Raw genomic sequence first — 23,527 nt, 5'->3', positions numbered from 1 at the left:
GTTTCTCAGTAACCCGCGCGCGGCTCGAAGCCGGGCGCGTCCAATGTCGGCGGTGCGGGCTTCGGTTGCGGGGCGGGTTTCGGGGCGACCGTCTGCGGCGCGGGCGCCTCGAGCGCGGGTGCCGGTGCGACCGTCGCGGCGGTGGGCTCAGGGGCGGGCGCGTCCGCTTCGGCCGCGGGCGGCGCGACACTGCTCGCCGGCGCCGGCTCGGCGGCGGGCGCGGGGGTCGCGGACGCGGGCGCGGGCGCGGGCGCGACGGTGCTGCTGCCGGGGCTTTGCTGCTGGTCCGTGGTGTCGTCCCCGCAGGCCGCGGCACCGAGCAGGCACGCGCCGGCGGCAAGCGCACCCGCTGCCCGCAGAACGAGGACACCCGAGATACGAATCTTCATAGAACCTCTCGAATCAAAACTGAAACATCATTGCTTCATTTTTGGGCACTCTACAAGTCGCTCGAGTGTCAGGGGCTCGATCCGCCCGATTCGATCACTACGCGCGCTATGCCGCCTATGCCGGGTGCGCCGGTGGCGTAGGCGGCGAGCACGAGGTCGACCCGGCGATACAGCGACCCGCCTGTGGGATTTCGGCGCGTTCACGGTGCGGTTTGCCGCACACTGGAGATGTGCCGTGGCGGGCGACGGCGGATAGGGTGCGGCGGTGGACAGAGCGGAACTGGTCGATCGCGGTGCGTCCATCGTCGATCGTCTCTCGACAACGCAGATGCCGCCTCCGTGGTGGCTGGTGGTGGCAACGGCCGTGGCGGCACTGGTGCTGGTGGCATATCGGCCGCTGTGGCGGCTCACCCGGAATGTGGTGACCATCGCCCACGAGGGCGGGCACGCGCTCTTCGCGCTGCTGACCGGGCGCAAGCTGACCAGCATCACGCTGCATTCGGACACCTCCGGGCTGACGGTGTCGAGCGGCAAACCCTACGGACCGGGCATGATCCTCACCGCCATGGCGGGTTATCCGGCGCCGCCGCTGCTGGGATTGGGATTCGCGGCATTGCTGGGGGCCGAACGCATCACGCTCATGTTGTGGACCTCCATCGCGCTGTTGGCCGCGGTACTGATCAAGGTCCGCAATGTATACGGCGTATGCACGGTCGTCGGCCTCGGCGGAGTCGTCTTCGCCGTGTCGTGGTTCGGAACCGACACCGTCCAAGCGGGTTTCGCGTTCCTTGGCGCGTGGTTCCTGTTACTCGCGGGCGTCCGTCCGGTGATCGAACTCCAGAGCGGGCGCGCCCGCAGGTTGCGCAATACCCCGCGGAACGTCGATTCCGACGCCGACCAACTCGCCCGGCTGACCCATGTCCCGGGCATTCTGTGGGTGCTGTTCTTCGGCGCCGTCGCGGCGGCCGCGCTTGTCGTGGGCGGCGGGCTGCTGTTGTCGGACGCGACCGGGGTGTGCATTCCGATCGTATCGGGCGAATCCTGTCCCATGCCGGAGATCCTCGGCGGCCGGTGAGACCGCCGCCGGCGGCGCGTATGGCTGCGATTCGCGGCCGCGCGGGGTCCGGTCACGCCTCACTACGAAAGTGTGAATATCTATGAGGTGTGCTTGTTCGCCAGTTGACCGCCCGCGATCATGGATTGATCGATGCCGCGGTACGGAAGTTCCGTGGTATCGCGGTTGAAGACCATGCACCGTTTTTGGAGGATCCGGCGACGATCGCCTTCGTCGCCTTGGAAAGCCGCGAGGTCATTGGGTGGGTGTGGGGAATGCGGCAACGTCATGCCGGTGGCTATTCCCAGGTGCAGTTGTATGAGATCGGTGTCGTCGAGCGACTGCGGAAGCGGGGCGTCGGACGTGCACTGCTGACGGCGTTCCGCGATCTGGCGGTCGCGGAGGGGCACCGCAGGATGTGGTTGTTCACCGATGAGGACAACGCTGCTGCGAAGGCTCTGTACGAAGCCACCGGTGGGGAACCCTCGCTTCATGACGATGCAGGCTATTGGTGGCAACTCGACGCGACCGAGCCCGCACGACGCCGCGACGCGGCGATCGGTTAGCACGGTCCGATCAACTTCTGCCGCGTCGACGGCAGTTGGGTGACGTATCTTTCGGATCGGCGACCGCGCGGAGCCCCTGGATCTCTTCGTCTTGCGCGGCGAGTCTTGAGAGAGCCTGGACTTGAAAGGCGGTGAGCTCCTCAATTCGAACCTGTCGTCGGCCATCTCGACCGACGGTGACTGGTGCAGTCAACCGTGCAGGCGCGCCCATGAAGGGTGGGCATGACGCCGTTGCCGCGATGCTCGGCCGAGAGCGGGTAGAAGCCGTGCTCGTCGGGATCGGGATGCAGCCGGGTCGGGGTACGGGTGTCTTGTCGGACGACGATCCCGTCGGCGACGGTGGGACCGGCGCGGGCGACTTCGACCAGTCGTACCTGTCTCTGGGCGAGCAGCGGCAGGACATGTTGCGCGACAAGGTCGCAGGTCGAGGTCCACTCGTCCTCGGTCTGTGCGACCGTCACGATCAGGGTCGACAGATCCGCCAGCGGCCGCGGAGGCCGGGGGCGAGCAGTGTCCGACATATACCCGCCGCACTGTCTACCCCTGGCTAACCCAGGTCGAACATACCGGCGGCGTGGTCCGGTGACCCCGAGTGTTGCCGTGGCGTAGAGGGTATGGCCGGGTTCGAGTCGGCGCGGAGGCGCGGCTGTGGGCCGCCGTGCCGGAACTCCGATGCCACTGATCGGACGAGCAGTTCGGGAGCGGCCGTCGCGTCCAGGGTGCGGCCGTATTCGTCGGCGGCCAATGGTTCGAGGGTGGCGAGCTGGGAGTCGAGCAACGTCGGCGGCATGAAATGTCCTCGGCGACTCGACAATCGGCGTCTCAGCTGCGCGCGGTCGGCGGTGAGATGGACGACGAACAGTGCGGGGGCGTTGGCACGCAGGCGATCTCGGTATGCGCGCTTCAGGGCCGAACACGCGATCACGCCGCCGCGCGGTACCCGCTCGTCCAACCACGCGGCGACCCGATCCAGCCAGGGCGCGCGGTCGGCGTCGGTCAACGGCGCGCCCGAGGCCATCTTCGCGATATTCGCGGCCGGATGCAGATCGTCGCCTTCGGCGAAGTCGACGCCGAGAGTCGCCGCCAGAAGTTCGCCGACGGTCGACTTCCCACAGCCGCTCACGCCCATGACCACCACGAGCGGGCCGGGGGTGGTGACGGTGTGGTTCGCGACACGTGCGGATGGCATCGTGTGCACCGTATCGACCGCCTTGGCACCGGCCGCCACCGGCCCCTACCGGCGGTGATCCTCGACAGAGCGGGCACGGAACCGGCATCGGTCCCGGACCGGAACGGTGTCGCGCCGTCGACGGGCCGGCGAATCCATCGGGCACGATACGTCCATGAGATTGCGAATCTTCACCGAACCGCAGCAGGGCGCCGACTACGACACGCTGCTGACCGTCGCGAAGACCGCCGAAGAGTTGGAGTTCGACGCGTTCTTCCGCTCCGATCACTACCTCGCCATGGGCGGATCGAAGGGTCTGCCCGGCCCGACCGATGCCTGGATCACCCTGGCCGGACTCGCCCGCGAGACCCGCCGCATCCGGCTCGGCACCCTCGTCACCGCCGCCACCTTCCGGCTGCCCGGCCCGCTGGCCATCCAGGTCGCGCAGGTCGACCGCATGTCCGGCGGACGGGTCGAACTCGGCCTCGGCAGCGGCTGGTTCGCCGAGGAACACGCCGCATACGGCATTCCCTTCCCGGACGACAAATTCGATCGACTCGAAGAGCAACTCGCCGTCATTTCCGGACTGTGGGCCACCAAGGTCGGCGACACCTTCAGCCACAGCGGTAAGCACTATCGGCTGACCGACTCCCCCGCCCTGCCCAAACCGGTTCAGGATCCGGTGCCGGTGCTCATCGGCGGCCACGGCGCCACCCGCACCCCACGACTGGCCGCCGAATACGCCACCGAATTCAATATGCCCTTCGCCTCGCTCGAGGATTCCGCCCGCCAGTTCGACCGGGTGCGCGCGGCGGCACGCGCCCGCGGCCGCAGTCCCGAGGATCTCGTCTACTCCAACGCACTCGTGGCCTGCGTCGGCGCCACCGACGCCGACGTGCGACGCCGCGCCGAATCCATCGGGCGCGAGGTGGAGGAGTTGAAGCGCAACGGTCTGGCCGGATCGCCCGCAGAGGTGGTCGACAAGATCGGCCGATACGCCGAAATCGGCGTGAGCCGGATCTACTTGCAAATTCTCGATCTCGAGGATCTCGCTCACCTGGAATTGATCGCCGCGCAGGTGCAGACGCGGCTGTGACCGCACAATAGATCTGGGTGGACGGGAGCCGGATAGGTAGCCTTTCGGAAGCTCGATTCATCCGAAGGGAACAAAGGCTCGCGATGCAACCGCTTGGCATGGACGATCCGCGACGGATCGGGGACTACCGGCTGCTCGGGGTCCTCGGCGCAGGCGGTATGGGCCGGGTGTACCTGGGGCGCAATGCCGGCGGCCGCACGGTCGCGGTGAAGGTGATCCGGCCGGACCTGATCGGCGACGGCGAATTCCGCATGCGGTTCCGCCGCGAGGTGACCGCGGCGCGCCGCGTCGGCGGGGCCTTCACCGCGCCGGTGCTCGACGCCGACGTCGACGCGGACCCACCGTGGCTGGCCACCGGATACGTGGCGGGATTCTCCCTGGCCGAAGCGGTGGAACGGTTCGGCACCTTCACCGAGGACGCCGTCCTGGTGCTGGCGCGCGGCCTGGCCGAGGCGCTGGCCGCCATCCACGACGCGGGTGTGATCCACCGCGACCTGAAACCCTCGAACGTGCTGCTGGCCCTCGACGGGCCCAAGGTGATCGATTTCGGAATCGCGCGCGCCGTGGAGGACACGGCGCTGACGACCACCGGCAAAGTCATCGGGTCGCCCGGATTCATGTGCCCGGAACAGGTCACCGGAGAGCCGGTCGTGCCCGCCAGCGATATCTTCGCCTTCGGCGGCGTCCTGGTGTTCGCCGCCACCGGACACGGCCCCTTCGGCACCGGCGACACGGTGCAGATGCTGTGGCGGGTGGTATACGAGCAACCGCGGCTCGACGATGTGCCCGCGCGGTTACGGCCGCTCATCGCCGCCTGTCTGACCAAACAGGTCGACGCGCGGCCGACGCCGCGGCAACTGCTGGACGAGTTGAGCCGAATCGGCGTGCCCGACGACAGCGGCTGGTTGCCGAATCCGGTACTGCACGAGGTCAGCAGGCGCGCGGTGCAATTGCTCGACCTCGATTCGGGAACACACGACGTGGTCCCGCCCTCGCGGGCGTCCGCGCCGGGTCACGGCCCTTACACCCCGCCGCCGATCTCGACCGCCACCGCCCCGGTCTCCGGTCCGCGCTATCCGGCCTCCACCCCGACCTGGGTCGCGGGCCAGACCCGCGGACCGGACGATTCGGGTCCGCGTTCCGCGGCGCAAACCCGGCAGAACCCGCGACAGGATCGGCCGAATCAGCCGTGGGGCGACCACATGTCGCCGCGGTCCGAGCCGCGCTCCGCCGAAACGACATCCGAGCCACCGCGCCGAGACCGCACCCGCGCGGGACTGATCGTCGGCTTGGTCGTCGTCGCACTCGTCGTCGCGGCGGGCGCGTTCTTGATCGGCAACCAATTGCGGGGCGGCGCATCGGATTCGGCGTCGAACAGCGAGACCAGCTACGAGGAGACCACCGATACCGAATCGGCGGAGTCGACCGCGGGCGAATCGACCGTGACCACCGAGGCGGGATCGGACAGGTCCATTCCCGATGCCTTCATCGGCAGTTGGCGCGGCACCGCCAACGACGGCCTCGTCGGATTCGACATCGAACTCACCATCCACGGCGGCACTGTCGGAGACGAGGCCGCGACCTCGTCCAATACCGGCAGACTACTGGGGACGAAATGCGCGCGGGTGGAGACGCTCACGGGGGTGACCGAGACCACCATCACCTTCAAGGCCGCACTCGACCACGCCAACAGCACCGGCGCCGACTGCGCCGACGACGGCGCGAACTCGACGGTGACCCTGCACAAGGACGGCACCCTCGGTTACAGCACGCCCGGTCTGCTCGGCGGCTCCATCAACGGCACCCTGCGCAAGTCCTCCTGATCCGGCGCGCGCAGGCGCGCATGCGGATCGGCCTGCGATTCGCTAGGCTCTGCTGCGCCCGGAGTTCGAACGGGTGTTCCGCCGTCCGCACCAGTCGCCGACCAGCGCAGGGAGCCGTGATGACCAACGCCCGCAAGCTAATTCAGCCGCAGCGTACCGGCAGGCCCGTCGTGGCGCGGTTCAGCGCGATCGGCGCGCTGCTGGTAACGTTGACCGCGCTCACCGTCGGTGCGCCGGGTGCGGGCGCGGCGGAGGTCGATCGGGCGTGCGGATCGGCGCTCAGTGGCGCGGAGGTGCGTGAGATCGCGGAGCTCGCCGATACCGCTACGCTCACCGGATCATCCTTGCAGCGGCTCGAGCAGGCGGTGGACCAGCATCGTCGGATCACCGAAATTCTTGTGCGCCATCGGGATCGGCGCGGTCTGCTGCCGCTCGGGCTCGACGCCGTCGAACAGGCGGCGGTCATGCCGATGCAGCGCGATCCGGCGGCGTTCGTCGATGCCGAATGGGCGCATCGCATCAGTCTGGCGCTGCTGTCGCGGTTCCTGGACAATCTGCGCGCCGAATTCACCGGGGCACAGGCGCAGCCGCAGTGGGCGCACTATTTCGCGCTCGCCCGGCAGTGTGAACTGTCGCCCGCGCGAGTCGCGATGGCCGGATACAACGCCCACCTCAGCGTGGACCTGGCGTACTCACTCGCGGACGTGCGCGCCACCCCGGCCAACGCGCCCGACAATTTCGAGATCGTGGATTCCATTGCCGCGCACGGTCAGTTGATCGTCGCGTCCACCAGGGACGTCTACGGCGGCGACCTCGGTCCGCTGTGGCGTTTCTACTTCGTGGGCGAGGGCTTGGACGCGGTGTTCGGCGCGGGCGTTGGCAGCGGGGCGCTGTTGCGGCTGGCCGATTCGGGCGCGAATGTCGCCATCTTCGCCAACGGTCTCGCCTTGCAGGACCCGACTCTGGCTCCCGCGGCCGAACAGGAGATCGACGTGATGTGGCGCGCCGTCGACGTGGCACTCGAGGTGCTGACCCAGCTCGGCGGACTGTAGTGGCGAGGCGGTTGGCGACGACGGCGTTCGCGGCGCTGCTGTGCGCCGCGGCGATGGCAGGATGCTCCCCGGGGTCGCAGAGCCGGAGTCCGGCCGGTCCCGCGACGACGACGGCGACGACGACGGCGACCGGTGTTCCCGGATTCGGCGCGGGCACGGCCGTCGCCGAAGGGCTACGGGTGCCGTGGGGGCTGGCCTTCCTGCCCGACGGCGCCGTACTCGTGGCCGAACGCGACACCGGGCGGATTCTGCGAGTGACGCCGACGGGTCCGGCCGAGCAGGTGTATCAGGTGCCCGGCGTCATCGCGCGCGGCGAGGGCGGATTGCTTGGGCTCGCGCTCGCGCCGGACTATGCCGAAAGCCGTTACATCTACGCCTATTTCACCTCCAACGAGGACAACCGGATCGCGCGTTTCCGGCTCGACGGCGCGACGGAGCCGATCTTCACCGGAATCGCCAAGGCGGGCAACCACAATGGCGGCCGCATAGCCTTCGGGCCCGACGGTCTGCTGTATGTGGGCACCGGCGACGCGGGACAGTCCGACCGGGCACAGGATCCGGCCTCGCCGAACGGCAAGATTCTGCGCCTGACCCCCGCAGGCCTTCCCGCGGCGGACAATCCGACCACCGGATCGCCGGTCTACAGCCTCGGGCACCGCAATGTGCAGGGATTGGCCTGGGATCGCGCGGGCCGGTTGTTCGCCGCCGAATTCGGCCAGAACCGGTTCGACGAGATCAATCTCATCCGGCCCGGCGCGAATTACGGATGGCCCATCGTCGAAGGCCGCGGCGGAGCCGATCGCGGATACGCCGAGCCGCTGCTGACCTGGTCGACCGCCGAGGCGTCGCCCTCGGGTATCGCCATCGCGGGCGACACCCTCTACGTGGCGGCCCTGCGCGGACGGCGCCTGTGGACCGCCCGCCTGTCGGGCGAGGCGCTCGGCGAGACCGATTACCGGCTGCGCGATACCTACGGCCGCCTGCGGACCGTGGCCGTGGCGCCGGACGGCGCGCTGTGGCTGACGACGTCGAATACCGACGGGCGCGGCGACATCCGCGGTGGCGACGACCGGGTTCTGCGTTTCCCGCCGCTGTGAGCCCCGGGCCGCGCACCCGCCGGCGTCGAGGGCTCCGCGCACGAAATCGACATGGCCGCAATAGAACAGGCGAATCACGTGGCGAATGTGGAGAACTCGCGCGGGCGCACCGTCAGTCGCCGCGGCTCTCCAGCACCGCCATGGCCGCGTTGTGTCCAGGTATGCCGCTGACCCCGCCGCCGCGGACCGCGCCCGCCCCGCACAGCAGGATATTCCGGTGTTTGGTCGCCACGCCCCAACGCCCGGCCGGATCGTCCGCGTCGTCGGCGGCATAGGGGAAGGCGAGGTCGCGGTGGAAGATGTGGCCGCCGGGCAGGCCGACCTCGCGTTCGAGGTCGAGCGGTGACCGGGCTTCCAGGCACGGGTTCGCGTCGGCGTCACGGGCCAGGCAATCGGCGATGGGTTCGGCCAGTACCGAATCCAATTGGGCCAGTGTCGCGGCGACCAGGTCGGCCCGGGTTCGCTCGGGACCGCGCTCGAACAACCGTGCGGGCGTGTGCAATCCGAACAGGGTCATGGTGTGCATTCCGCGCGCGGCGGCCTCGCCGGACAGGATCGAGGGATCGGTGAGTGTGTGACAGTAGATCTCCGACGGCGGGGCCGACGGCATGCCACCGCTGTCCGCCTCGCGATAGGCCCGCTCCAGCTGATCGTAGGATTCGGCGATGTGAAAGGTGCCCGCGAACGCCTCCGACGGGTCGACGGACGGGTCACGCAGGCGCGGCAGCCGGTCCAGCACCATATTGATCTTCAGTTGGCTGCCCTCGGGTTTCGGCGCCGGCGGATCGCCGAGCAACCGGGCGAGTTCGTCGGGCGCGGCATTGACCAGCACGTGGCGCGCGCCGACCGCACCGCCGGTATGGCGCACCTCGGCGGTGACGCCGTCGGTCTCGATGCCGGTGACCTGGCATCCGATGGCGATATCGGCAACCGCCGCGCGCGCCGCCGCGGCGAGTGCGTCGGTGAGCGCGCCCATGCCGCCGACCGGTACGTCCCAATCCCCGGTGCCGCCGCCGATGACGTGGTAGAGGAAACAGCGGTTCTGGCGCAGCGACGGATCATGGGCGTGGGTGAAGGTGCCGATCAGCGCGTCGGTCATGACGACACCGCGTACGGTGTCGTCGGCGAAGCGGGCCTCGATGGTCTCGCCGAGTGGACGTTCGAACACGGCGTCCCACATCGGGGCGTCGTCGACGATCGTGCGCAGCCGGTCCCGAGTCGGCAACGGCTCGGTCAGAGTGGGGAACACCCGTCGTGCCAGGCGTTGGGTCGCGGCGTAGAAGTCGCGCCACGCGTCGAAATCGCGGTCGGAACCGGTCACGCGGCGGAAGCTCTCGCGGGTGCGCGCCTCGTCGGCGGTGTCGACCAGCAGTCCGCTCGCGCCCACCGGCGTGTAGGAGGAGATGCGGCGGCGCAGGGTGCGGAAACTCAGGCCCAGATCGGCCACGATGCGCTGCGGCAGGAGGCTGACCAGGTAGGCATACCGTGACACCCGCGCGTCCACGCCCGGGAACAGCCGCGCCGAGACCGCCGCCCCGCCGAGCTGGTCACGGCGTTCGAGCAGCAGCACCGACCGCCCCGCGCGGGCGAGATAGGCGGCGGCGACCAGGCCGTTGTGGCCACCGCCGACCACAACGACGTCGTAGGAGGTTCGTGTCGAGGTCATCGGTCCTCGATACCACGACCGTCGCGCGCGGGCGCACGACTCGCCCGGTGCCGTCGCCGCTACACGGCGCCGTAGAGATAGCGCGGGCGGTGCCCTATCAGATGCAGCGCCTGCCGGTGCACGTCATCGGCGCACTCCCACAGACTGGGCCAATCGAGCAGCGCCACACCGCAATTCGTCTTCGCGAAGAGAGAATTGGTCAGGTCCCAGTCGCCGATCAGCGCGGTGTACTCGCAGACAGCGCAGGTCTCGAAGGGTTCGGCACCGTACATCCACTCCTCGCCGTCCCATCCCTCCAGCGGCGTCGCGCAACGCGGGCACCGTGGCTCGGTGGCGTGGTTCCACGCGCAGGCGTAATCGAATCCGAGCATCGGGGTGATGAGATGGCGGTCCGGCACTTCGGTGGCCCGATTCGCGTTGCGTGATGCCTCCGCCATCAATTCCGCGACTGCGCGGTGATCGGCGGCATGTCCCGGAACGACCAGAAAACCGTGTTCCGACTCCGCGGTGTCCACTTCCCGGCAACCCAGGAAGAAACGCACTGTTTCACGTACCCGGTGCACCGCGGTGGCATCGGATTCGCCCAGTGCGAAGTAGTACTGCACGAACACCGTGCTGAGCGTAGCAGTAGCGGCCGATATGCGCCGGGGTCGCCGAAAGCCTGTGTCCAGCAACGATGCCCGCTGCACGACCGGTCGCCCGAACCGTCCCGCCCCCGTCGATCGCGGGCAGGCGAGGGCCGACGGCCGCCGACGAGGCTCGCCCGGAGGGCGACCGCGAGTTCGCTGTCCCGAGGACTTCGCCGCCCGTATACGATTGGAACGCCGCGGGCGCGGGGCACGTACCCGGCAATGCCCGGATTCGGCTCATCGCGACCTTTCCGGCTCGCGGGCCGCGTCGTGAGGAGTTCGCCATGGCTGAGGAACGGGCGCGATTCGGCGTACTCGGACCGGTGGAACTGACCATCGACGGTGCCGCGCGTGCGCTCGGTGGCCCGAAACAGCGGGCGGTGCTCGCCTATCTGGTGATCAACGCCAATCGTCCGGTGTCGGTGGATTCGCTGGCGCAAGCGGTGTGGGAGGCGAATCAGCCGCCGGATGTGCGGGCCAGTCTGCACACCATCGTGTCGAATCTGCGGAAACCGCTGCGCGAAGCGGGTATCGACGCGCGATCGGCGCTGGCGCAGGTCGGCGCGGGATATCGGATTACGGTCGCCGAAGGCGCCGTCGACGCGCAGCGGTTCCGCACCGGAATGGAATCGGGGGTACGGGCGCTGGCGGCGGGGCGGTTCCGCGCGGCGAGCGACCTGTTGTCGGAGGCGCTGGCGCAGTGGCGCGGGCCGGTGCTCGCCGACCTGCGCGGACTCGCCTTCGCCGAGGCGTACGCGGCGGTACTCGACGACGACCGGATGAGTGCGATCGAGGCCCGCGCCGAAGCCGATATCGCCCAGGGGCGCGCGGCGGCGGTGGTGTCGGAGCTGTCGCATCTGGTCACCGAACATCCGCTGCGGGAACCGCTGTGGCAGCAACTCATCACCGCGCTCTACATCGACGGGCGGCAATCCGACGCACTGGACGCGGCCCGGCGGTTGCGCGCGACGCTGGCCGACGAACTCGGCATCGACCCCGGCCCGCCGCTGCGCGAACTCGAGGCCCGCATCCTGCGCCAGGAACCGCTCACCGCGAACGCCGCGGGCGCGGCCTCGGCCACGAGGATGACCACCATCATCGATCAGGGCGCGGGCGGTCACCTCGCGGCCCTGCGTGACGCCGAGGGCCACCGCCATCCGGTGCGTGGCCGTTTCACCCGCATCGGCCGCCTGCGCGACAACGACATCGCCCTCGACGACGGCAAGGTCAGCCGACACCACGCGGTCGTGGTCGATACCGGACCGGCCTATGTCGTCAAGGATCTGCTGTCCTCCAATGGCGTCTACGTCGACGGCGTGCGCGTCATCGACAGCATGGCGCTCGCCGACGGCGCGGTGCTGCGCATCGGCGACACCGAACTGGTCTTCGAACTGCTCGCCCGCCAAGCCCGGCCGCCCGGTCTCCCGCCGCCGCCCGCGAGCTGACCTCACGGTCGGCGACCGTGGACCTCGGCGGCTCGCGATGCGAGCCGTGTCAGATGACCAGGCAGGCCGTGCCGATGGGCATCCCGACGCCGACGAAGGCGTCAACGGCGGCGGTGACGGCGGCGTCGGGAGCCTGCGTCGCGGTGATGGTGTGGCGACCCCGACTCGGGGGGACCCACTTCGCGATGGCGACACCGCCGGTGGGTTCGACCGTGGCGAACAGTATTCCGTTGTCGTACAGCGACACCGGACCCACCGCGCTGGTCAGGACCGCTCGGACGGTGTAGGAGCAGCCGCCGTCGCCGAAATTGGTCAGTGGACCGTAGTTGAGGTCGTAGAGGATGCCGATCCTGGTGACGGTGGCCGCGGCGCGGGCCGGATGCGGCAGCGGTGCGCCGAGGCAGGCCGCGGCGACGGCGGTCACCGCACCCGCCCGAAACATCGTTGCCTTTCGAATCCGACGCATCATCCGGCCCTCGTCCCGCGTCGTTCGCGGCGGCCGACGCATACCGTCCCCGGACGGGAGCGACCAGCGACCTCGTCGTCACGGATCGTCCCTTGGGCAGATGGTAATGGCCGAATCCCGCCTGCCGATCCCGATCCGGGCGGCCGTGTCCATGCCGTAATGAGGGGTGGGTAGGGTTGCGGCGGACCCCCGTAAAGTACATCTCGCACACTGCGTCTCTAAAGTGGGACCCGCCGGTCCACCCGATTCCCGATGACAATTCGATACACGCACGCCTTCGTGTACTATTTCTTCGATGAGTACCTCCACGCGGCGTTCCTCGACCCGATCCCCGGGACGGCCGGCCTCCGCGACCAGGGAGCAGGTCCTCGATCTCACTCGCCGCGCCTTCCTCGCGGGCGAACGCGTCGACGTCCAGGCCATCGCGGCCGAACTCGGACTCAGCCGCGCGTCCGTCTACCGCTGGTTCGGCTCTCGTGACGGCCTGCTCGGCACCATGCTCGCCGCCGAACACCAGCGCATGCTCGACCGAGCCGACGCCCGCAGCCGCTCCCGCGGCGCGGCCCGCATTCTCGACGTCTTCGACCGGGTGGCGCGCTGGGAATCCGACAACGAACCCTTCCGGCGCTACTTCGAACACGAACCCATCTACGGACTGCGCATCATCACCGCGAGCGACGGACCCGTGCAGCCACGGGTCGTCGCCGCGGTGGAGACGCTGATCGCCCGCGTCGAGGAAGAGGACGGCTACCGGCCGCCGCTCGAACGCCCGCTGCTGGCCTATGCGCTGGTGCGCCTGGGCGAGGCGTTCCTCTACAACGACCGGGCCGCGGGCATCCACGGCGACGTCGACCGCCTCCGGCAGGTGCTCGCGGTCCTGCTCGGCGTCACCCCGCGCGCCTGAACCTCACAGCCGCGCCTGTTCCCTGGCCAGCGCGCGGTCGCGCTGCTGCTCGAAACGCGGAATCCGCACCCGCTCCATATCCTCGAGGAAGGCCGCCAGCCGCTCCCGCACGGCCTCGCCACGCGCGCCGAAATCGGTGCGCTCGAAGATGTTCCACTGCCGCAGCACCGGCCACAACACATCCTCGAGATGCTGGCGCAGATCGTAGACCCCGTGTTTGGCCATGAGCACGCCGTTGCGGCGGAAGTCGGGCATGCCCGCGCCCGGCATGCGGAAGTTCTCCACGATGGTGTCGATGGCCTCGATCGCCTGATCCGGGACCAGGTCCAGTGCCGCGCCGCAGACCGTGCGATAGAAGATCATGTGCAGGTTCTCGTCGGCGGCGATGCGCTGCAACATGCGGTCGGCGACCGGGTCTTCACAGACCCGGCTGGTGTTGCGGTGCGTGACCCGGGTGGCGAGTTCCTGGAAGGACACGTAGGCGACCGAATGCAGGAATCCCGCGCCGTCGTCGACGTCGGCCTGCTCCGCGCCGGCGGAGAAGCCGTTGGTCATGTGCACCATGCGCGCGTGTTCGAGCGCGACCGGGTCGACGCCGCGGGTGACCACGAGGTAGTCGCGGATCACCGTGCTGTGGCGCATTTCCTCGGCGGTCCAGCGCCCCACCCAGGTGCCCCACGCGCCGTCGCGGGAGAAATTCTGCGCGATCTCGCGGTGGTAGGAGGGCAGGTTGTCCTCGGTGAGCAGATTGGTCACCATGGCCGCCTTGGCAACCGGACCTAGCCTGGATTGTTCGGGCTCCCAGTCGATTCCGTCGAGCAGGGCGAAATTGCGGCCCTCGTCCCACGGCACGTAGTCGTGGGGCTGCCAGTCCTTGGCCATACCGAGGTGGCGGTTGACGCAGGTCTCAGCGACCGGCTCAAGTTCGCTCAGGATCTCACGCTGAGTCAGATCTCGTGTCATCACCGCCTCATGCCATCAGGCGTCCGGCGTCGGATTGCAGGGCCGAAGGTAGTCGACCGAGAGGACCATGCGCAGCGCGGCAACGACCCCAAAGGCACCCGAACGGTGCGTTCAGTCCACGATCAGGACGATCAACTGACGCGCCGCCCCGATTCCGGTCGGCTCGGCTCCGGACCGGGCACTGGCCGATGGCCCGCCGAACCAGGTGATGGGACGGCGGTGGTCGAGACGGTCGATCACCTCGGGCATGGTCGAGCCGATCTGTTCGACGCGCACCACGCACACGTGACAGGCCGGTGCCAGCGTCGGGGCGCGCCGACCCTGGCCCGAACTGCCGTCGAGCACGATGATGCCCGCGTCGGCGACCGCGGCGGCGCAGGTGGTGATCACGGCGTCCGCGCCCGCCAACTGCCCCTGCGGCAGGAATGGGCTGTCATCGATGATCTGGTGCCGCTCGTCGGCGCGCCACGGATCGAGCCACGCCTCGGGGAGCCCATGCGGCACCACCACCGACGCGGCCCGCTGCGCGGTGAGAACCTTGCCGATGGTGTCGGGAATGTCTTGTTCGATGAGGTGGTGGACCTGCGCGCCGTGGTATTTCAGGCGTTCGGCGAACAGGTCGGCCAGTGCCGTCCGGTCGCCCGTCGATGTCGCCGACGGTTGGCGTTGCCGCGAGCGCGACATGGTGACCAGCCGTTCGTCGTCCGGCAGGTCGACCAGCGCGTCACGGACGCGACGCAGGAACTCTTCGCGCGGATTCATATCCGCCGACCGTCCCCGACATTGCGAACGGTATACGTCTCACCCAATGCACAACTCCCCCAGCAGATTCCGACGAACCGGCCAGATGTTCCACGATGGTATCGAAATGGTATCGCACATCGACGGTTCCGGCCCGCGCATCTGGGCGGCGACCTTGTCGTCGGTCATATCCACCTCGCTCCGTCGCCCGGCGCCGTGTCGGCGGCCGGGTCGCCGCGGCCGCCGGGTGAGCTCACGGCTCGGCGCCGACGGGTGTCGGTTCGCACGGTGTCAGGTCTGCACGGTGTTCGCTGTCATTCGCTCGATATTCACGGCCGGACCCGGTCCGGCTCCTCCAGGCAAACTACCGCCGCCCCGCATGCCGTGGCAACCGGTCGGTCCGATCTTGATCCCTGCCACCACCGACCGTGACGGGTCAGTGGTGCCGCCCGCACGACGACCGGCCCGACGGCATAGGCTGCGACAATGCCCCCGCGTGCGCGTACGGTGCGGCCGGATCGCCGCGATGCCGCGCTCCCCCGCGATATCGCCGAACTCGACGCCGCGGTGTCCGACTGCCGGGCCTGTCCGCGACTGGTGGCCTGGCGCGAGGAGGTCGCGCGCACCAAACGTGCCGCCTTTCGCGACGAAACCTATTGGGGTCGACCGGTTCCCGGGTTCGGACCGGACGACGCGCGACTGCTGGTGGTCGGTCTCGCGCCCGCCGCGCACGGCGGCAATCGCACCGGCCGAATGTTCACCGGCGATCGCAGCGGCGATGTGCTCTACGCCGCCATGTACGCCGTGGGGCTGGCCAATCAGCCGCATTCGCGACGCCTCGGCGACGGCCTGCGTCTGCACGGCACGCGGGTCACCGCCCCGGTGCACTGCGCGCCCCCGGACAACAAACCCACCGTCTCCGAACGCGACCGCTGCCGGGCCTGGCTGGATATCGAACTGGGACTGTTGGCCCCCACGGTGCGCGCGGTGGTCGTCCTGGGCGGATTCGGGTGGCAGGCGCTCATGCCCGCGCTGAACGAGTCCGGGTGGGCGGTCCCGCGCCCGCGCCCCAAGTTCGGTCACGGCACGCACGTCACGCTGGCGCCCTCGCGGGCGGATCGCGCGCCGCTGCACGTATTCGGCTGCTACCACGTCAGCCAGCAGAACACCTTCACCGGCCGTCTCACTCCCGTCATGCTCGAGCGGGTCTTCTCCGAGGCCGCCGCGGCGGCGGGCCTCACCGCGCATCGGCCGGGGTGAGGCCGGATTCCGACCGGCGCGCTGTCCGGCGGCGAACCCATCGGCGAGGGCGAGAGTTCGGGATGTCGCTCGATGCTGGCCGCCGCGATCGTGCTGGCAGGCACCGACCGGCGCATGGTCAAAGCCGCGGCGTCACAGGGCACCGTCCCCGCGCTCACCCTGCTGGCCGCACTCACCCAACTCTGACCGCGGACACCGACCGGGGTCCCGCATCACGATCGCCCCGTGACGGCGACGGAACGGCCGCGCCGCTACGCACCACGCGCCGCGGCCGTATCGCGCTCATGACCACACCGACACCGCACCCGGACCGCGCACGAGGTGTGCGGTCCGGCGACGGCGCGAGTGATCAGAAGGCCGAGCGGATCATGCCCTTGGTGCGCATGAGGTGTTCGGCGAGGTAGCCGTCGTGGGGGACGCCGGGGCGCAGCCAGGTGGTGGCATTGTCCCCGAGGTAGAGGTTGGTGATGGACGGCTCGTCGAGCAGTTGTTCGATGAGGTCGGAGCGTGTGGTCATCGCGGTGAGCACCAGCGAGTCGCGCAGCGGGGCGATGCCGTCTTCGGGGCGCCACGGGCCGACCCACACGCACGGGAAGCCGAGCTCGACATTGAGTTGAGGCGCCGTGCTGCTGTCGACGAGATGTACCGCGGGACGCAATACCGCACCGCCGGAGGGCAATTCGTCGACGATGGTGTCGCCGCCGAGCACCGGGCGGGCGTCACCGGCGACCTTGTGCAGGTAGCGGTCGACCTCGCGCGCGGATTCGACGGGCTGCACGGTGAGGATGGCGTCGGGATGGTCGGCCGGCAGACTGGCGATGGCGGCCAGCGCCTCGGCCACGGCGGCCGCGACCGGCGCCGGATCGCCTTCGACGAGGATCGCGGTCGCACAGGTGCAGGCGGTGCCGCCGAGGTGGCTCACCGAACCGGCCAGCAGTTCGACCTTCTCGCGCCAGTCGACATCGGCGGTGACCAGGATCTTGGACCGGCCCGGACCCTGGGTCAGCACCCGGGGATTCGCGGCGTACTTGTCCACCACGTCCTGGCCGCCGTAGACGATGGCGAAATCGGATTCGGCGATGATGACGTCGGCCGCCGCGTAGTCGGTCGGCAGCAGGGTCAGCACATCGGGCGGGAATCCGGCTTCGCGCAACGCGCTCACCAGGCGGAAGGCGGTGTACGGTTCGCGCGTGGACGGTCGCACCACCACCTTGTAGCCCATTGCCAGCGCCTCGGGCCACAGGCCGTGCACCGCGGGGGTGTTGCCCGCGGCGTGCACCGCGAACACGTCGCCCTTGCGGGTCCACACCGCCGACCCGTTGAGGGTCTGATCGCCGTGCCACTCTTCGACGGCGCCGCGCGGCATCGCCAGTTCCCGGGTGGTGCGCTGCGAGCGCAGCACGTCGGTAACCCAGTCCACGGACTGGCGCACCACGGCCAGCGGCACGCCGGAGGCGGTGGAGACGAGTTGGGCGTAGCTGTCGGGGTCGAGGCCGTCGACGGTGCCGTCGTGGAACAGGTCGGCGGCCTTGTCGAGCGCGGCCAGCCTTTCCTCGACCGGCATGACCGGAGCCGCGCGCATGGCGGTGAGGGTGCGCCGCACGTACAGCGGCGGCATCTGGCTGATCTCGCCGATCCGCTCCCCCGCCAGCGAGGTCAGCGGGAGGCGTTCGCGGGAACGGTATGCGCCGGACGGGCCGAGCGCGTCGATCTGGATGTCCATCAGTACACACCTTCGATAACGGAGCGGTCGTCGAAGGTCTTGACCGGACCAACGTCGGCGACCGCGCAACCGAGCGCACCGGGCAGCGGCTCGACCTTGGTGGCCATATCGCGCTCCAGGTTGTTGGGCAGCAGCGCGTATTTGGTGAGGTGATTCATGACGACCTGCCCACGCTCGCCGTACTCGACGTCGGCGCCTGTCTCGGGGTCGACGACGCGGAAGGCGATATAGGGGCTCGGGGTGTCGAAGACGGGCAGTCCGTCCGGGCGCTCCTCGGGCCGCTCGCGCGACATGCCGAGAATTGTGGTGCTGCCGTAGAGGCCCTTGAGCGGAATGTCGGGGAATATCTCGCGGCGGAAGATGTCGCGGGAGTCGGCGTCCATGTGCGCGCCGCTCCAGCAGATGAATTTGATCTGCTTGCGCACGGCGTCGACGAGTTCGGGGCGGCGCGCGACGCGCTCGAGCAGCGGCGGGGTGGTGATCAGAATGCCCACCGACTGCGTGGTGAGAATGTGGCCGACCTGGTCGATGAGGTGTTCGGCGTAGCGGTCGGCCTCCTCGGTGTCACCGCGGGCGATCAACTGTTTGATCCACCGTGGGTCGAGGTCGATGGTGAATTTCACGCCGTTGTGGCGGCGCGCGCGGCGGGTCGCGAACTCGCCGAACATGTGCGGTCCGCTCGGCGCGATCGCAAGGGTGTTCACGGTGCCGAGTTCGGCGTAGTGGAATTCATCCCATCCCAGGGCGAACTCCATCCAGCGGTCGAACATGACGAACCGCTTGGGCAGTCCGGTCGTGCCGCCGCTTTCGAAGATTCCGGCGATCACCCGATCCTCGCCGGTGAGTCCGCGCGGGATCAGATCCTCGATCGCGACATCGCGAAACTCGTTGATCACGTTGGGGAATCGGGTGAGGTCGTCGAAGGTGCGGATATCGGTGAGCGGATCGAAGTCCAGGGTGCGCGCGCGGCGCAGCCAATAAGGACTACCGGTTTCCTGGCTGAAATGCCATGACATCAATTCCCGGATGTACTCGTCGGGATCGACCGGGGCGGTGGAGATATCGAGAATGGCAGAACACATGCGCCCTCCAGCTGCGTGTACGTCACGCACACCTTCGCGCACCCGCGGGAGGGTTGAAACCTTCACCGCGCAGTATCAATTAGTCGATAGCAGAATTCCGCGCCGCGCCGTCGGGCGGTAGCTGTCTGGTATGTCCGCATCGGGCCGGATCAGCGGTGGTCCACCGAGGCCAGGAACTCCTCGATCAGCGCCGTCACCGCGTCGGGTTGTTCGAGCGCACTGGAATGACCGCACGCCGGAATCGTGTGCAGCCGAGCGTCTTTGATCAGCGCGGCGATCCGCTCGGACCGCGTGGGCGGGGTCGCGACATCGTCGGCGCCGACCACGACCAGTGTCGGCATGGTGATGGTGGTGACCTCCTCGGCCACCGGCGCGCGATCGGCCACGCCGAGTACCGCCCGGCGGATTGCCGCCCGGTCACCGCGGCGCAGGCGAGTGGCCCATTCGGCGATCAGCGGCCGATTGCGGGGGTCGCGGCGGAAGGCCGGGCCGAACATGTGCGGGGCGATCCGCCCGACGAGCGGTCGGCCGCCGAGTATCCGCCAGGCCAGCGCCAGCCGCTTGTACTCGCCGATCTTGGCGGGGTCCTCGGCCTCGCAACTGGTGTCGAGCAGGGTCAGCGACCGCAGCAGGGTGCCGTGGCGCGCCGCGAGTCGCTGGCCGACGAAGCCGCCCATGGACAATCCGACCCAGTGCACCGGATCGAGTCCGAGGCCGCGGATAACCCCCACCGCGTCGCGGGTGAGGGTGTCCATATCGTATCCGTCTGCGGTGGGCGGGGTTTCGCCCTGACCCCGCCAGTCGATCGTCACGCATCGGTACCGGGCGCGCAGCACCTCGATCTGACGCCGGAACATCCACCCGCCGAACAGCAGTCCGTGTCCGAAGACGATGGTGGCGGCATTCGGGAGACCGGGCGGAGCGCCGGTGTCGGTGTAGCCGATTCGGATGCCGTCGACGGTGATGACCGACATGACTCGCACTCTCCTTATCGAAGGCTAGATCGAGATCGACAATTCCGCCGGACCGCGCACATTGATCCGGCCGTTCCAGCGCACCTCCCGCACGGCGGCGTCCGGGAAGCGGGTCACGAAGCGCGGGAAGGCGATCCGCGCCTCCAAGCGCACCAGCGCCGCGCCGAGGCAGTGGTGTATACCCGCGCCGAAGGACACATTGCGCGGCGCGTCGGCCCGGTCCAGCCGCAGCGCGCCCGCGTCGGGTCCCCAGAACTCGGGATCGCGATTGGCCGCGGCCAGGCAGGCGATCACCCAGTGGCCCGCCGGGATCCGCACCCCGCCCACCGACCACGGCTCGACGGTGACCCGCCGCATGAGGTGCACGGGCGTGTCGTAGCGCAGCAGTTCCTCCACCGCGTTGTCCGCGAGATCCGGCCGCTCGCGCAGCGCGCGCGCCTGCTCGGGATGGCGCAGCAGGGCCAGGATTCCCGAGGCGATGTGGTTCACGGTCGTCTCGTGCCCCGCCAGATACAGCAGCATGACCTGGGCGACGAGTTCCGCCTCGCCGAGCACGTCGCCCTCGTGTTCGGCGGCGATCAGGCGCGAGAGCAGGTCGTCGGCCGGGCTGTCGCGCTTGTGGCGCACGAGTTCGCCGACCATCGCGGTCAACTCGGCGTTCGCGTCCCGAATGCGCGCCTGGAGTTCGGGTTCGGCGAGCGGTTCGAGTGCGAGCACGAGAGTGGAGACCAGTTCGCGCAGTCGGGTGTGCTCGACCACCGGTATGCCGAGCAGTTCCGAGATGAGGGTGAAGGGCACCGGGAAGGCCAGCTCCGCCACCACATCCGCGGTTCCCGCGTCCTCGATCCGGTCCAGGGCCTCATCGACCAGGGTGAGCACCCGCGACCGGAGCGCCTCGACCGCGCGGGGGGTGAACGCCTTGCCGACCAGTCGGCGCAGCCGGGTGTGGTCGGGCGGGTCCTGATCCAGCAGCGACAGCCCGCCCATTATGCGGTTGGCCTTGCCGAGGCGGTCGGTGTCGCTCTTCCACGACGGCAGACGGGTCAGTCGCGCCTCGTCCACCGAATGCGCGGAACGCTGTAGTTGCGACACCTCCGCGTACCGGGACACGATCCAGAACCCGAGCGGATGTTCGTGGGCCGGTCCGGCCGCGCGTAGTTCGTCGTAGGCCGGATACGGGTCCTCCGCGAAGCCCGGCGAGAACGGATCGAAGACATAGGTGTCGGCGCACATGGCGGCCCCTCGGTCAGGAATTGAACAGTTTCACGTTGCGCATTGTCACCAGTGCGGTGGCGCACAGGGTTTCGTCGTCGTCATCGTCGACCGAGTACACCTCGGCGGCGGCGATCGTGATGAGCGCGCCCGGCTTGACCACCCGGCCGCGCGCCACCACCGTCGGCCCCTTCGCCGGCGCCAGGATCTTGACCGTGTAGTCGATGGTCATATTGGCCCAGCCGGGTTGGAGCAGAGTGCCCGCCGCGGAGCCGGCGGCGAAATCGGCCAGCGAGCCGAGCACCCCACCCTGGAAGTACCCGTCGTGCTGGGTCAACTCGGGCCGATGCGGCTGCACGATCTCGGCCAGACCCGGCGCGAGCGCGCCGAAGTCGAATCCGAGGTGTTTCGCCGCGGGCATACTCAGCACCGCCGCCTTCACGACCGCCTCGTAATCGGGATTCGCCGCTTGCCACGTCTGCACGCCGGTCAGCCTTTCTGTCGCAGTTCCATCGGGATATCGGCCGGACCGGGCGTCCAGACCTCGAAGCCTTCGGCGAGATGACGCTGCCGGGCCGCCGACCGCATGATCTTGCCGCTGCTGGTCTTGCCGAGCTGACCGGCGACGGTCAGCACCAACTCACCGATGGCGAGATCGTGTTCGCGCAGGACCGCCGCGCGAATCGCGCCCGCGATATCGGCGTCGGCGTCGCCGGTGTAGTCGCGCCGGATCTCCTGCACCACGACGAGTTTCTCGCCGTCGCGCCCCGGCACGGCGAAGGCCGCGCTCCCGCCCGCGCGCAGGGCGGGATGGGCGCGCTGCACGGTGAACTCGATATCGTGCGGATAGTAGTTGCGCCCGCGCACGATGATCATGTCCTTGAGCCTGCCGACGACATAGAGTTCGCCGTCCACGAGCAGGCCGAGATCACCGGTGCGCAGGTGGTCGCGGTCGGGATCGTCGGCGCAGCGCGCGCGGAAGGTATGTTCGGTCGCTTCGGCGTTGCGCCAATATCCCTGTGCGACATGGTCGCCCGCGATCCAGATCTCCCCGGCCCGATCGGGCGGGCATGGCAGGCCGGTGTCGGGATCGATGATGCGCACCCGCTCGGCCGCCATGATCGCGCCCGAGCCGACCAGTGTGCGCGCGGGCCCGTCCGCGGCGGGGACGTAGCGCCGCTGCCCGAGCGCCTCGACATCGGCCTCGATCGTGACGGCTCCGCGGCCCTTGGCGCTCGCCGAGACCATCAGGGTCGATTCGGCCAGTCCGTAGCACGGATACAGCGCGGCGGCGTCGAATCCGTAGGGCGCGAAGGTCTCGGCGAATCGGCGCAGGGTCTGCTCACGGATCGGTTCCGCGCCGTTGAACGCCACTTGCCAACTGCTCAGATCCCAGTCACCGTGCGCACCCGCCGTCGCGCGCGCCACGCAGGCGTCGAAGGCGAAATTGGGGCCGCCGCTGGTGTGGGCGCGGTACCGGGAGATCGTCGACAGCCACAGCAGCGGGCGGCGGATGAAGGTCACCGGCGACATCAGCACGGCGGTCGCCCCCACGTACAGGGGCTGGAGCACGTTGCCGATCAGGCCCTGGTCGTGGAAGAACGGCGCCCAGCCGACCACGGTGGAATCGCGGTCGTGGCCGAATGCCTCGCGGATCATCTCCTCGTTGGCGACCAGATTGCGATGGGTGACCATGACGCCCTTGGGCGTCGAGGTCGACCCGGAGGTGTACTGGAGGAAGGCGACCGAATCCGGTTCGGATCGAACGGGTTCCGTCGTGGGCGCGGCGTCGGGCGCGTCGGCGGCGATCCAGTGCCGCGCCGCGCAGAGCGGACCGAGCACGGCGCGCAGCGATTCGGTGAACACCTCCAGTGTCAGCACCGCGGCCGGGTCGCAGTCGGCGACGACGGCACGGGTGGATGCCTGGACCCCGGTGTGGCGCGGCGGATTCACCGGCACCGCGATGACGCCCGCGTAGAGGCAGCCGAAGTAGGCGACGATGAAGTCGAGGCACTGCGGGAACACCAGCAGGGCACGGTCGCCCGGTGCGCAACGGACCGCGAGCGCGCCTGCCACGGCCAGAGCGCGCTCGTGCAGTTCCCGGTAGGTCAGGCTCGCGCACTCCGCGCCGGTGTCGTCGAGGAAGACATAGGCCGTGCGATCGGGTTCGTCGACCGCGCGGCGGCGCAGGATATCGGGAAGCAGTTGCACGTCGGA

At 69.2% G+C, this 23,527-nt stretch carries 23 protein-coding genes and 1 pseudogene; 9 read left to right on the top strand and 15 right to left on the bottom strand.

Annotation, left to right across the window (positions count from 1 at the left end; all coding sequences use genetic code 11):
- Positions 1-5: 5 nt before the first annotated feature.
- Positions 6-389, bottom strand: a complete 384-nt coding sequence (locus tag APZ21_RS14815) for a hypothetical protein (protein ID WP_054813888.1) — start codon at positions 387-389, stop codon at positions 6-8.
- A 265-nt stretch (positions 390-654) separates the two neighbouring features.
- On the opposite strand from APZ21_RS14815, the gene APZ21_RS14810 reads away from it, so the two are divergent.
- Both APZ21_RS14810 and APZ21_RS14805 read left to right on the top strand, forming a co-directional pair.
- Positions 655-1,464: a M50 family metallopeptidase gene (locus APZ21_RS14810; RefSeq protein ID WP_063125182.1), complete on the top strand. Its 810-nt coding sequence runs from the start codon at positions 655-657 to the stop codon at positions 1,462-1,464.
- An 89-nt stretch (positions 1,465-1,553) separates the two neighbouring features.
- The gene (locus APZ21_RS14805) at positions 1,554-2,009 is read left to right on the top strand and encodes a GNAT family N-acetyltransferase (protein WP_082393116.1); all 456 of its coding nucleotides are present in this window, start codon (positions 1,554-1,556) and stop codon (positions 2,007-2,009) included.
- 140 nt (positions 2,010-2,149) lie between these two features.
- Here APZ21_RS14805 and APZ21_RS14800 read toward each other — a convergent pair whose 3' ends face one another.
- Together APZ21_RS14800 and APZ21_RS14795 are read right to left on the bottom strand one after the other, a co-directional pair.
- Positions 2,150-2,530: a hypothetical protein gene (locus APZ21_RS14800; protein ID WP_156371078.1), complete on the bottom strand. Its 381-nt coding sequence runs from the start codon at positions 2,528-2,530 to the stop codon at positions 2,150-2,152.
- 143 nt (positions 2,531-2,673) lie between these two features.
- Positions 2,674-3,138: pseudogene (locus APZ21_RS14795) on the bottom strand (gluconokinase); the annotation flags it as partial.
- Positions 3,139-3,352: 214 nt separating this feature from the next.
- Between APZ21_RS14795 and APZ21_RS14790 the strand changes: the two are divergent.
- From APZ21_RS14790 to APZ21_RS14775, 4 genes are all read left to right on the top strand, one after another.
- Positions 3,353-4,273, top strand: coding sequence for an LLM class F420-dependent oxidoreductase (locus APZ21_RS14790; RefSeq protein ID WP_054813885.1), 921 nt, complete (start codon positions 3,353-3,355; stop codon positions 4,271-4,273).
- An 83-nt stretch (positions 4,274-4,356) separates the two neighbouring features.
- Positions 4,357-6,096 carry a serine/threonine-protein kinase gene (locus APZ21_RS14785; RefSeq protein WP_054813884.1) on the top strand — a complete coding sequence of 580 codons (1,740 nt, stop codon included), beginning with the start codon at positions 4,357-4,359 and terminating at the stop codon, positions 6,094-6,096.
- A 119-nt stretch (positions 6,097-6,215) separates the two neighbouring features.
- Positions 6,216-7,148, top strand: coding sequence for a DUF5995 family protein (locus APZ21_RS14780; protein WP_239476635.1), 933 nt, complete (start codon positions 6,216-6,218; stop codon positions 7,146-7,148).
- Positions 7,148-8,245 carry a PQQ-dependent sugar dehydrogenase gene (locus tag APZ21_RS14775; protein WP_371852364.1) on the top strand — a complete coding sequence of 366 codons (1,098 nt, stop codon included), beginning with the start codon at positions 7,148-7,150 and terminating at the stop codon, positions 8,243-8,245. Before APZ21_RS14780 ends, APZ21_RS14775 begins: the two co-directional genes overlap by 1 nt.
- A gap of 112 nt (positions 8,246-8,357) precedes the next feature.
- On the opposite strand, the gene APZ21_RS14770 is transcribed toward APZ21_RS14775, so the two are convergent.
- Together APZ21_RS14770 and APZ21_RS14765 are read right to left on the bottom strand one after the other, a co-directional pair.
- On the bottom strand, positions 8,358-9,911 hold the full coding sequence (locus APZ21_RS14770) for a phytoene desaturase family protein (RefSeq protein ID WP_054813883.1): 1,554 nt from the start codon (positions 9,909-9,911) through the stop codon (positions 8,358-8,360).
- Positions 9,912-9,970: 59 nt separating this feature from the next.
- Positions 9,971-10,522: a hypothetical protein gene (locus APZ21_RS14765; protein ID WP_054813882.1), complete on the bottom strand. Its 552-nt coding sequence runs from the start codon at positions 10,520-10,522 to the stop codon at positions 9,971-9,973.
- 302 nt (positions 10,523-10,824) lie between these two features.
- Between APZ21_RS14765 and APZ21_RS14760 the strand changes: the two genes are divergently transcribed.
- On the top strand, positions 10,825-11,985 hold the full coding sequence (locus tag APZ21_RS14760) for a BTAD domain-containing putative transcriptional regulator (protein WP_054813881.1): 1,161 nt from the start codon (positions 10,825-10,827) through the stop codon (positions 11,983-11,985).
- A 49-nt stretch (positions 11,986-12,034) separates the two neighbouring features.
- Here APZ21_RS14760 and APZ21_RS14755 read toward each other — a convergent pair whose 3' ends face one another.
- On the bottom strand, positions 12,035-12,409 hold the full coding sequence (locus tag APZ21_RS14755; protein ID WP_054813880.1) for a hypothetical protein: 375 nt from the start codon (positions 12,407-12,409) through the stop codon (positions 12,035-12,037).
- 337 nt (positions 12,410-12,746) lie between these two features.
- On the opposite strand from APZ21_RS14755, the gene APZ21_RS14750 reads away from it, so the two are divergent.
- A complete protein-coding gene (locus APZ21_RS14750; RefSeq protein ID WP_054813879.1) occupies positions 12,747-13,355 on the top strand; it encodes a TetR/AcrR family transcriptional regulator in 609 nt (202 codons plus the stop codon).
- A gap of 3 nt (positions 13,356-13,358) precedes the next feature.
- On the opposite strand, the gene APZ21_RS14745 is transcribed toward APZ21_RS14750, so the two are convergent.
- The 3 genes from APZ21_RS14745 to APZ21_RS35995 form a co-directional block, all read right to left on the bottom strand.
- Positions 13,359-14,318, bottom strand: a complete 960-nt coding sequence (locus tag APZ21_RS14745; RefSeq protein WP_054813878.1) for an acyl-ACP desaturase — start codon at positions 14,316-14,318, stop codon at positions 13,359-13,361.
- Between the two features lie 111 nt (positions 14,319-14,429).
- Entirely contained in the window at positions 14,430-15,080 is a 651-nt protein-coding gene (locus APZ21_RS14740) for a LutC/YkgG family protein (RefSeq protein WP_054813877.1), read from the bottom strand.
- A gap of 39 nt (positions 15,081-15,119) precedes the next feature.
- A complete protein-coding gene (locus APZ21_RS35995) occupies positions 15,120-15,248 on the bottom strand; it encodes a hypothetical protein (protein ID WP_275426207.1) in 129 nt (42 codons plus the stop codon).
- 297 nt (positions 15,249-15,545) lie between these two features.
- On the opposite strand from APZ21_RS35995, the gene APZ21_RS14735 reads away from it, so the two are divergent.
- Entirely contained in the window at positions 15,546-16,319 is a 774-nt protein-coding gene (locus tag APZ21_RS14735; RefSeq protein ID WP_054813876.1) for a uracil-DNA glycosylase, read from the top strand.
- 349 nt (positions 16,320-16,668) lie between these two features.
- On the opposite strand, the gene APZ21_RS14730 is transcribed toward APZ21_RS14735, so the two are convergent.
- From APZ21_RS14730 to APZ21_RS14705, 6 genes are all read right to left on the bottom strand, one after another.
- Positions 16,669-18,042, bottom strand: a complete 1,374-nt coding sequence (locus APZ21_RS14730) for an aldehyde dehydrogenase family protein (protein WP_082393115.1) — start codon at positions 18,040-18,042, stop codon at positions 16,669-16,671.
- Complete coding sequence (locus APZ21_RS14725) at positions 18,042-19,124, bottom strand: acyl-CoA synthetase family protein (protein ID WP_054813875.1); 1,083 nt, start codon at positions 19,122-19,124, stop codon at positions 18,042-18,044. Before APZ21_RS14725 ends, APZ21_RS14730 begins: the two co-directional genes overlap by 1 nt.
- Before the next feature lie 149 nt (positions 19,125-19,273).
- The gene (locus APZ21_RS14720) at positions 19,274-20,098 is read right to left on the bottom strand and encodes an alpha/beta fold hydrolase (protein ID WP_054813874.1); all 825 of its coding nucleotides are present in this window, start codon (positions 20,096-20,098) and stop codon (positions 19,274-19,276) included.
- A gap of 24 nt (positions 20,099-20,122) precedes the next feature.
- Positions 20,123-21,331 carry a cytochrome P450 gene (locus APZ21_RS14715; RefSeq protein ID WP_054813873.1) on the bottom strand — a complete coding sequence of 403 codons (1,209 nt, stop codon included), beginning with the start codon at positions 21,329-21,331 and terminating at the stop codon, positions 20,123-20,125.
- Positions 21,332-21,344: 13 nt separating this feature from the next.
- The gene (locus APZ21_RS14710; protein WP_054813872.1) at positions 21,345-21,794 is read right to left on the bottom strand and encodes a PaaI family thioesterase; all 450 of its coding nucleotides are present in this window, start codon (positions 21,792-21,794) and stop codon (positions 21,345-21,347) included.
- Between the two features lie 5 nt (positions 21,795-21,799).
- Positions 21,800-23,521 carry a fatty acyl-AMP ligase gene (locus APZ21_RS14705; RefSeq protein ID WP_239476633.1) on the bottom strand — a complete coding sequence of 574 codons (1,722 nt, stop codon included), beginning with the start codon at positions 23,519-23,521 and terminating at the stop codon, positions 21,800-21,802.
- Between the last annotated feature and the right edge of the window lie 6 nt (positions 23,522-23,527).

This window comes from Nocardia arizonensis, assembly GCF_001310275.1.
Lineage (GTDB): Bacteria > Actinomycetota > Actinomycetes > Mycobacteriales > Mycobacteriaceae > Nocardia > Nocardia arizonensis.
Note: the sequence above shows the minus strand (reverse complement) of the source record. Positions and strands in the feature narration are given on the sequence as shown.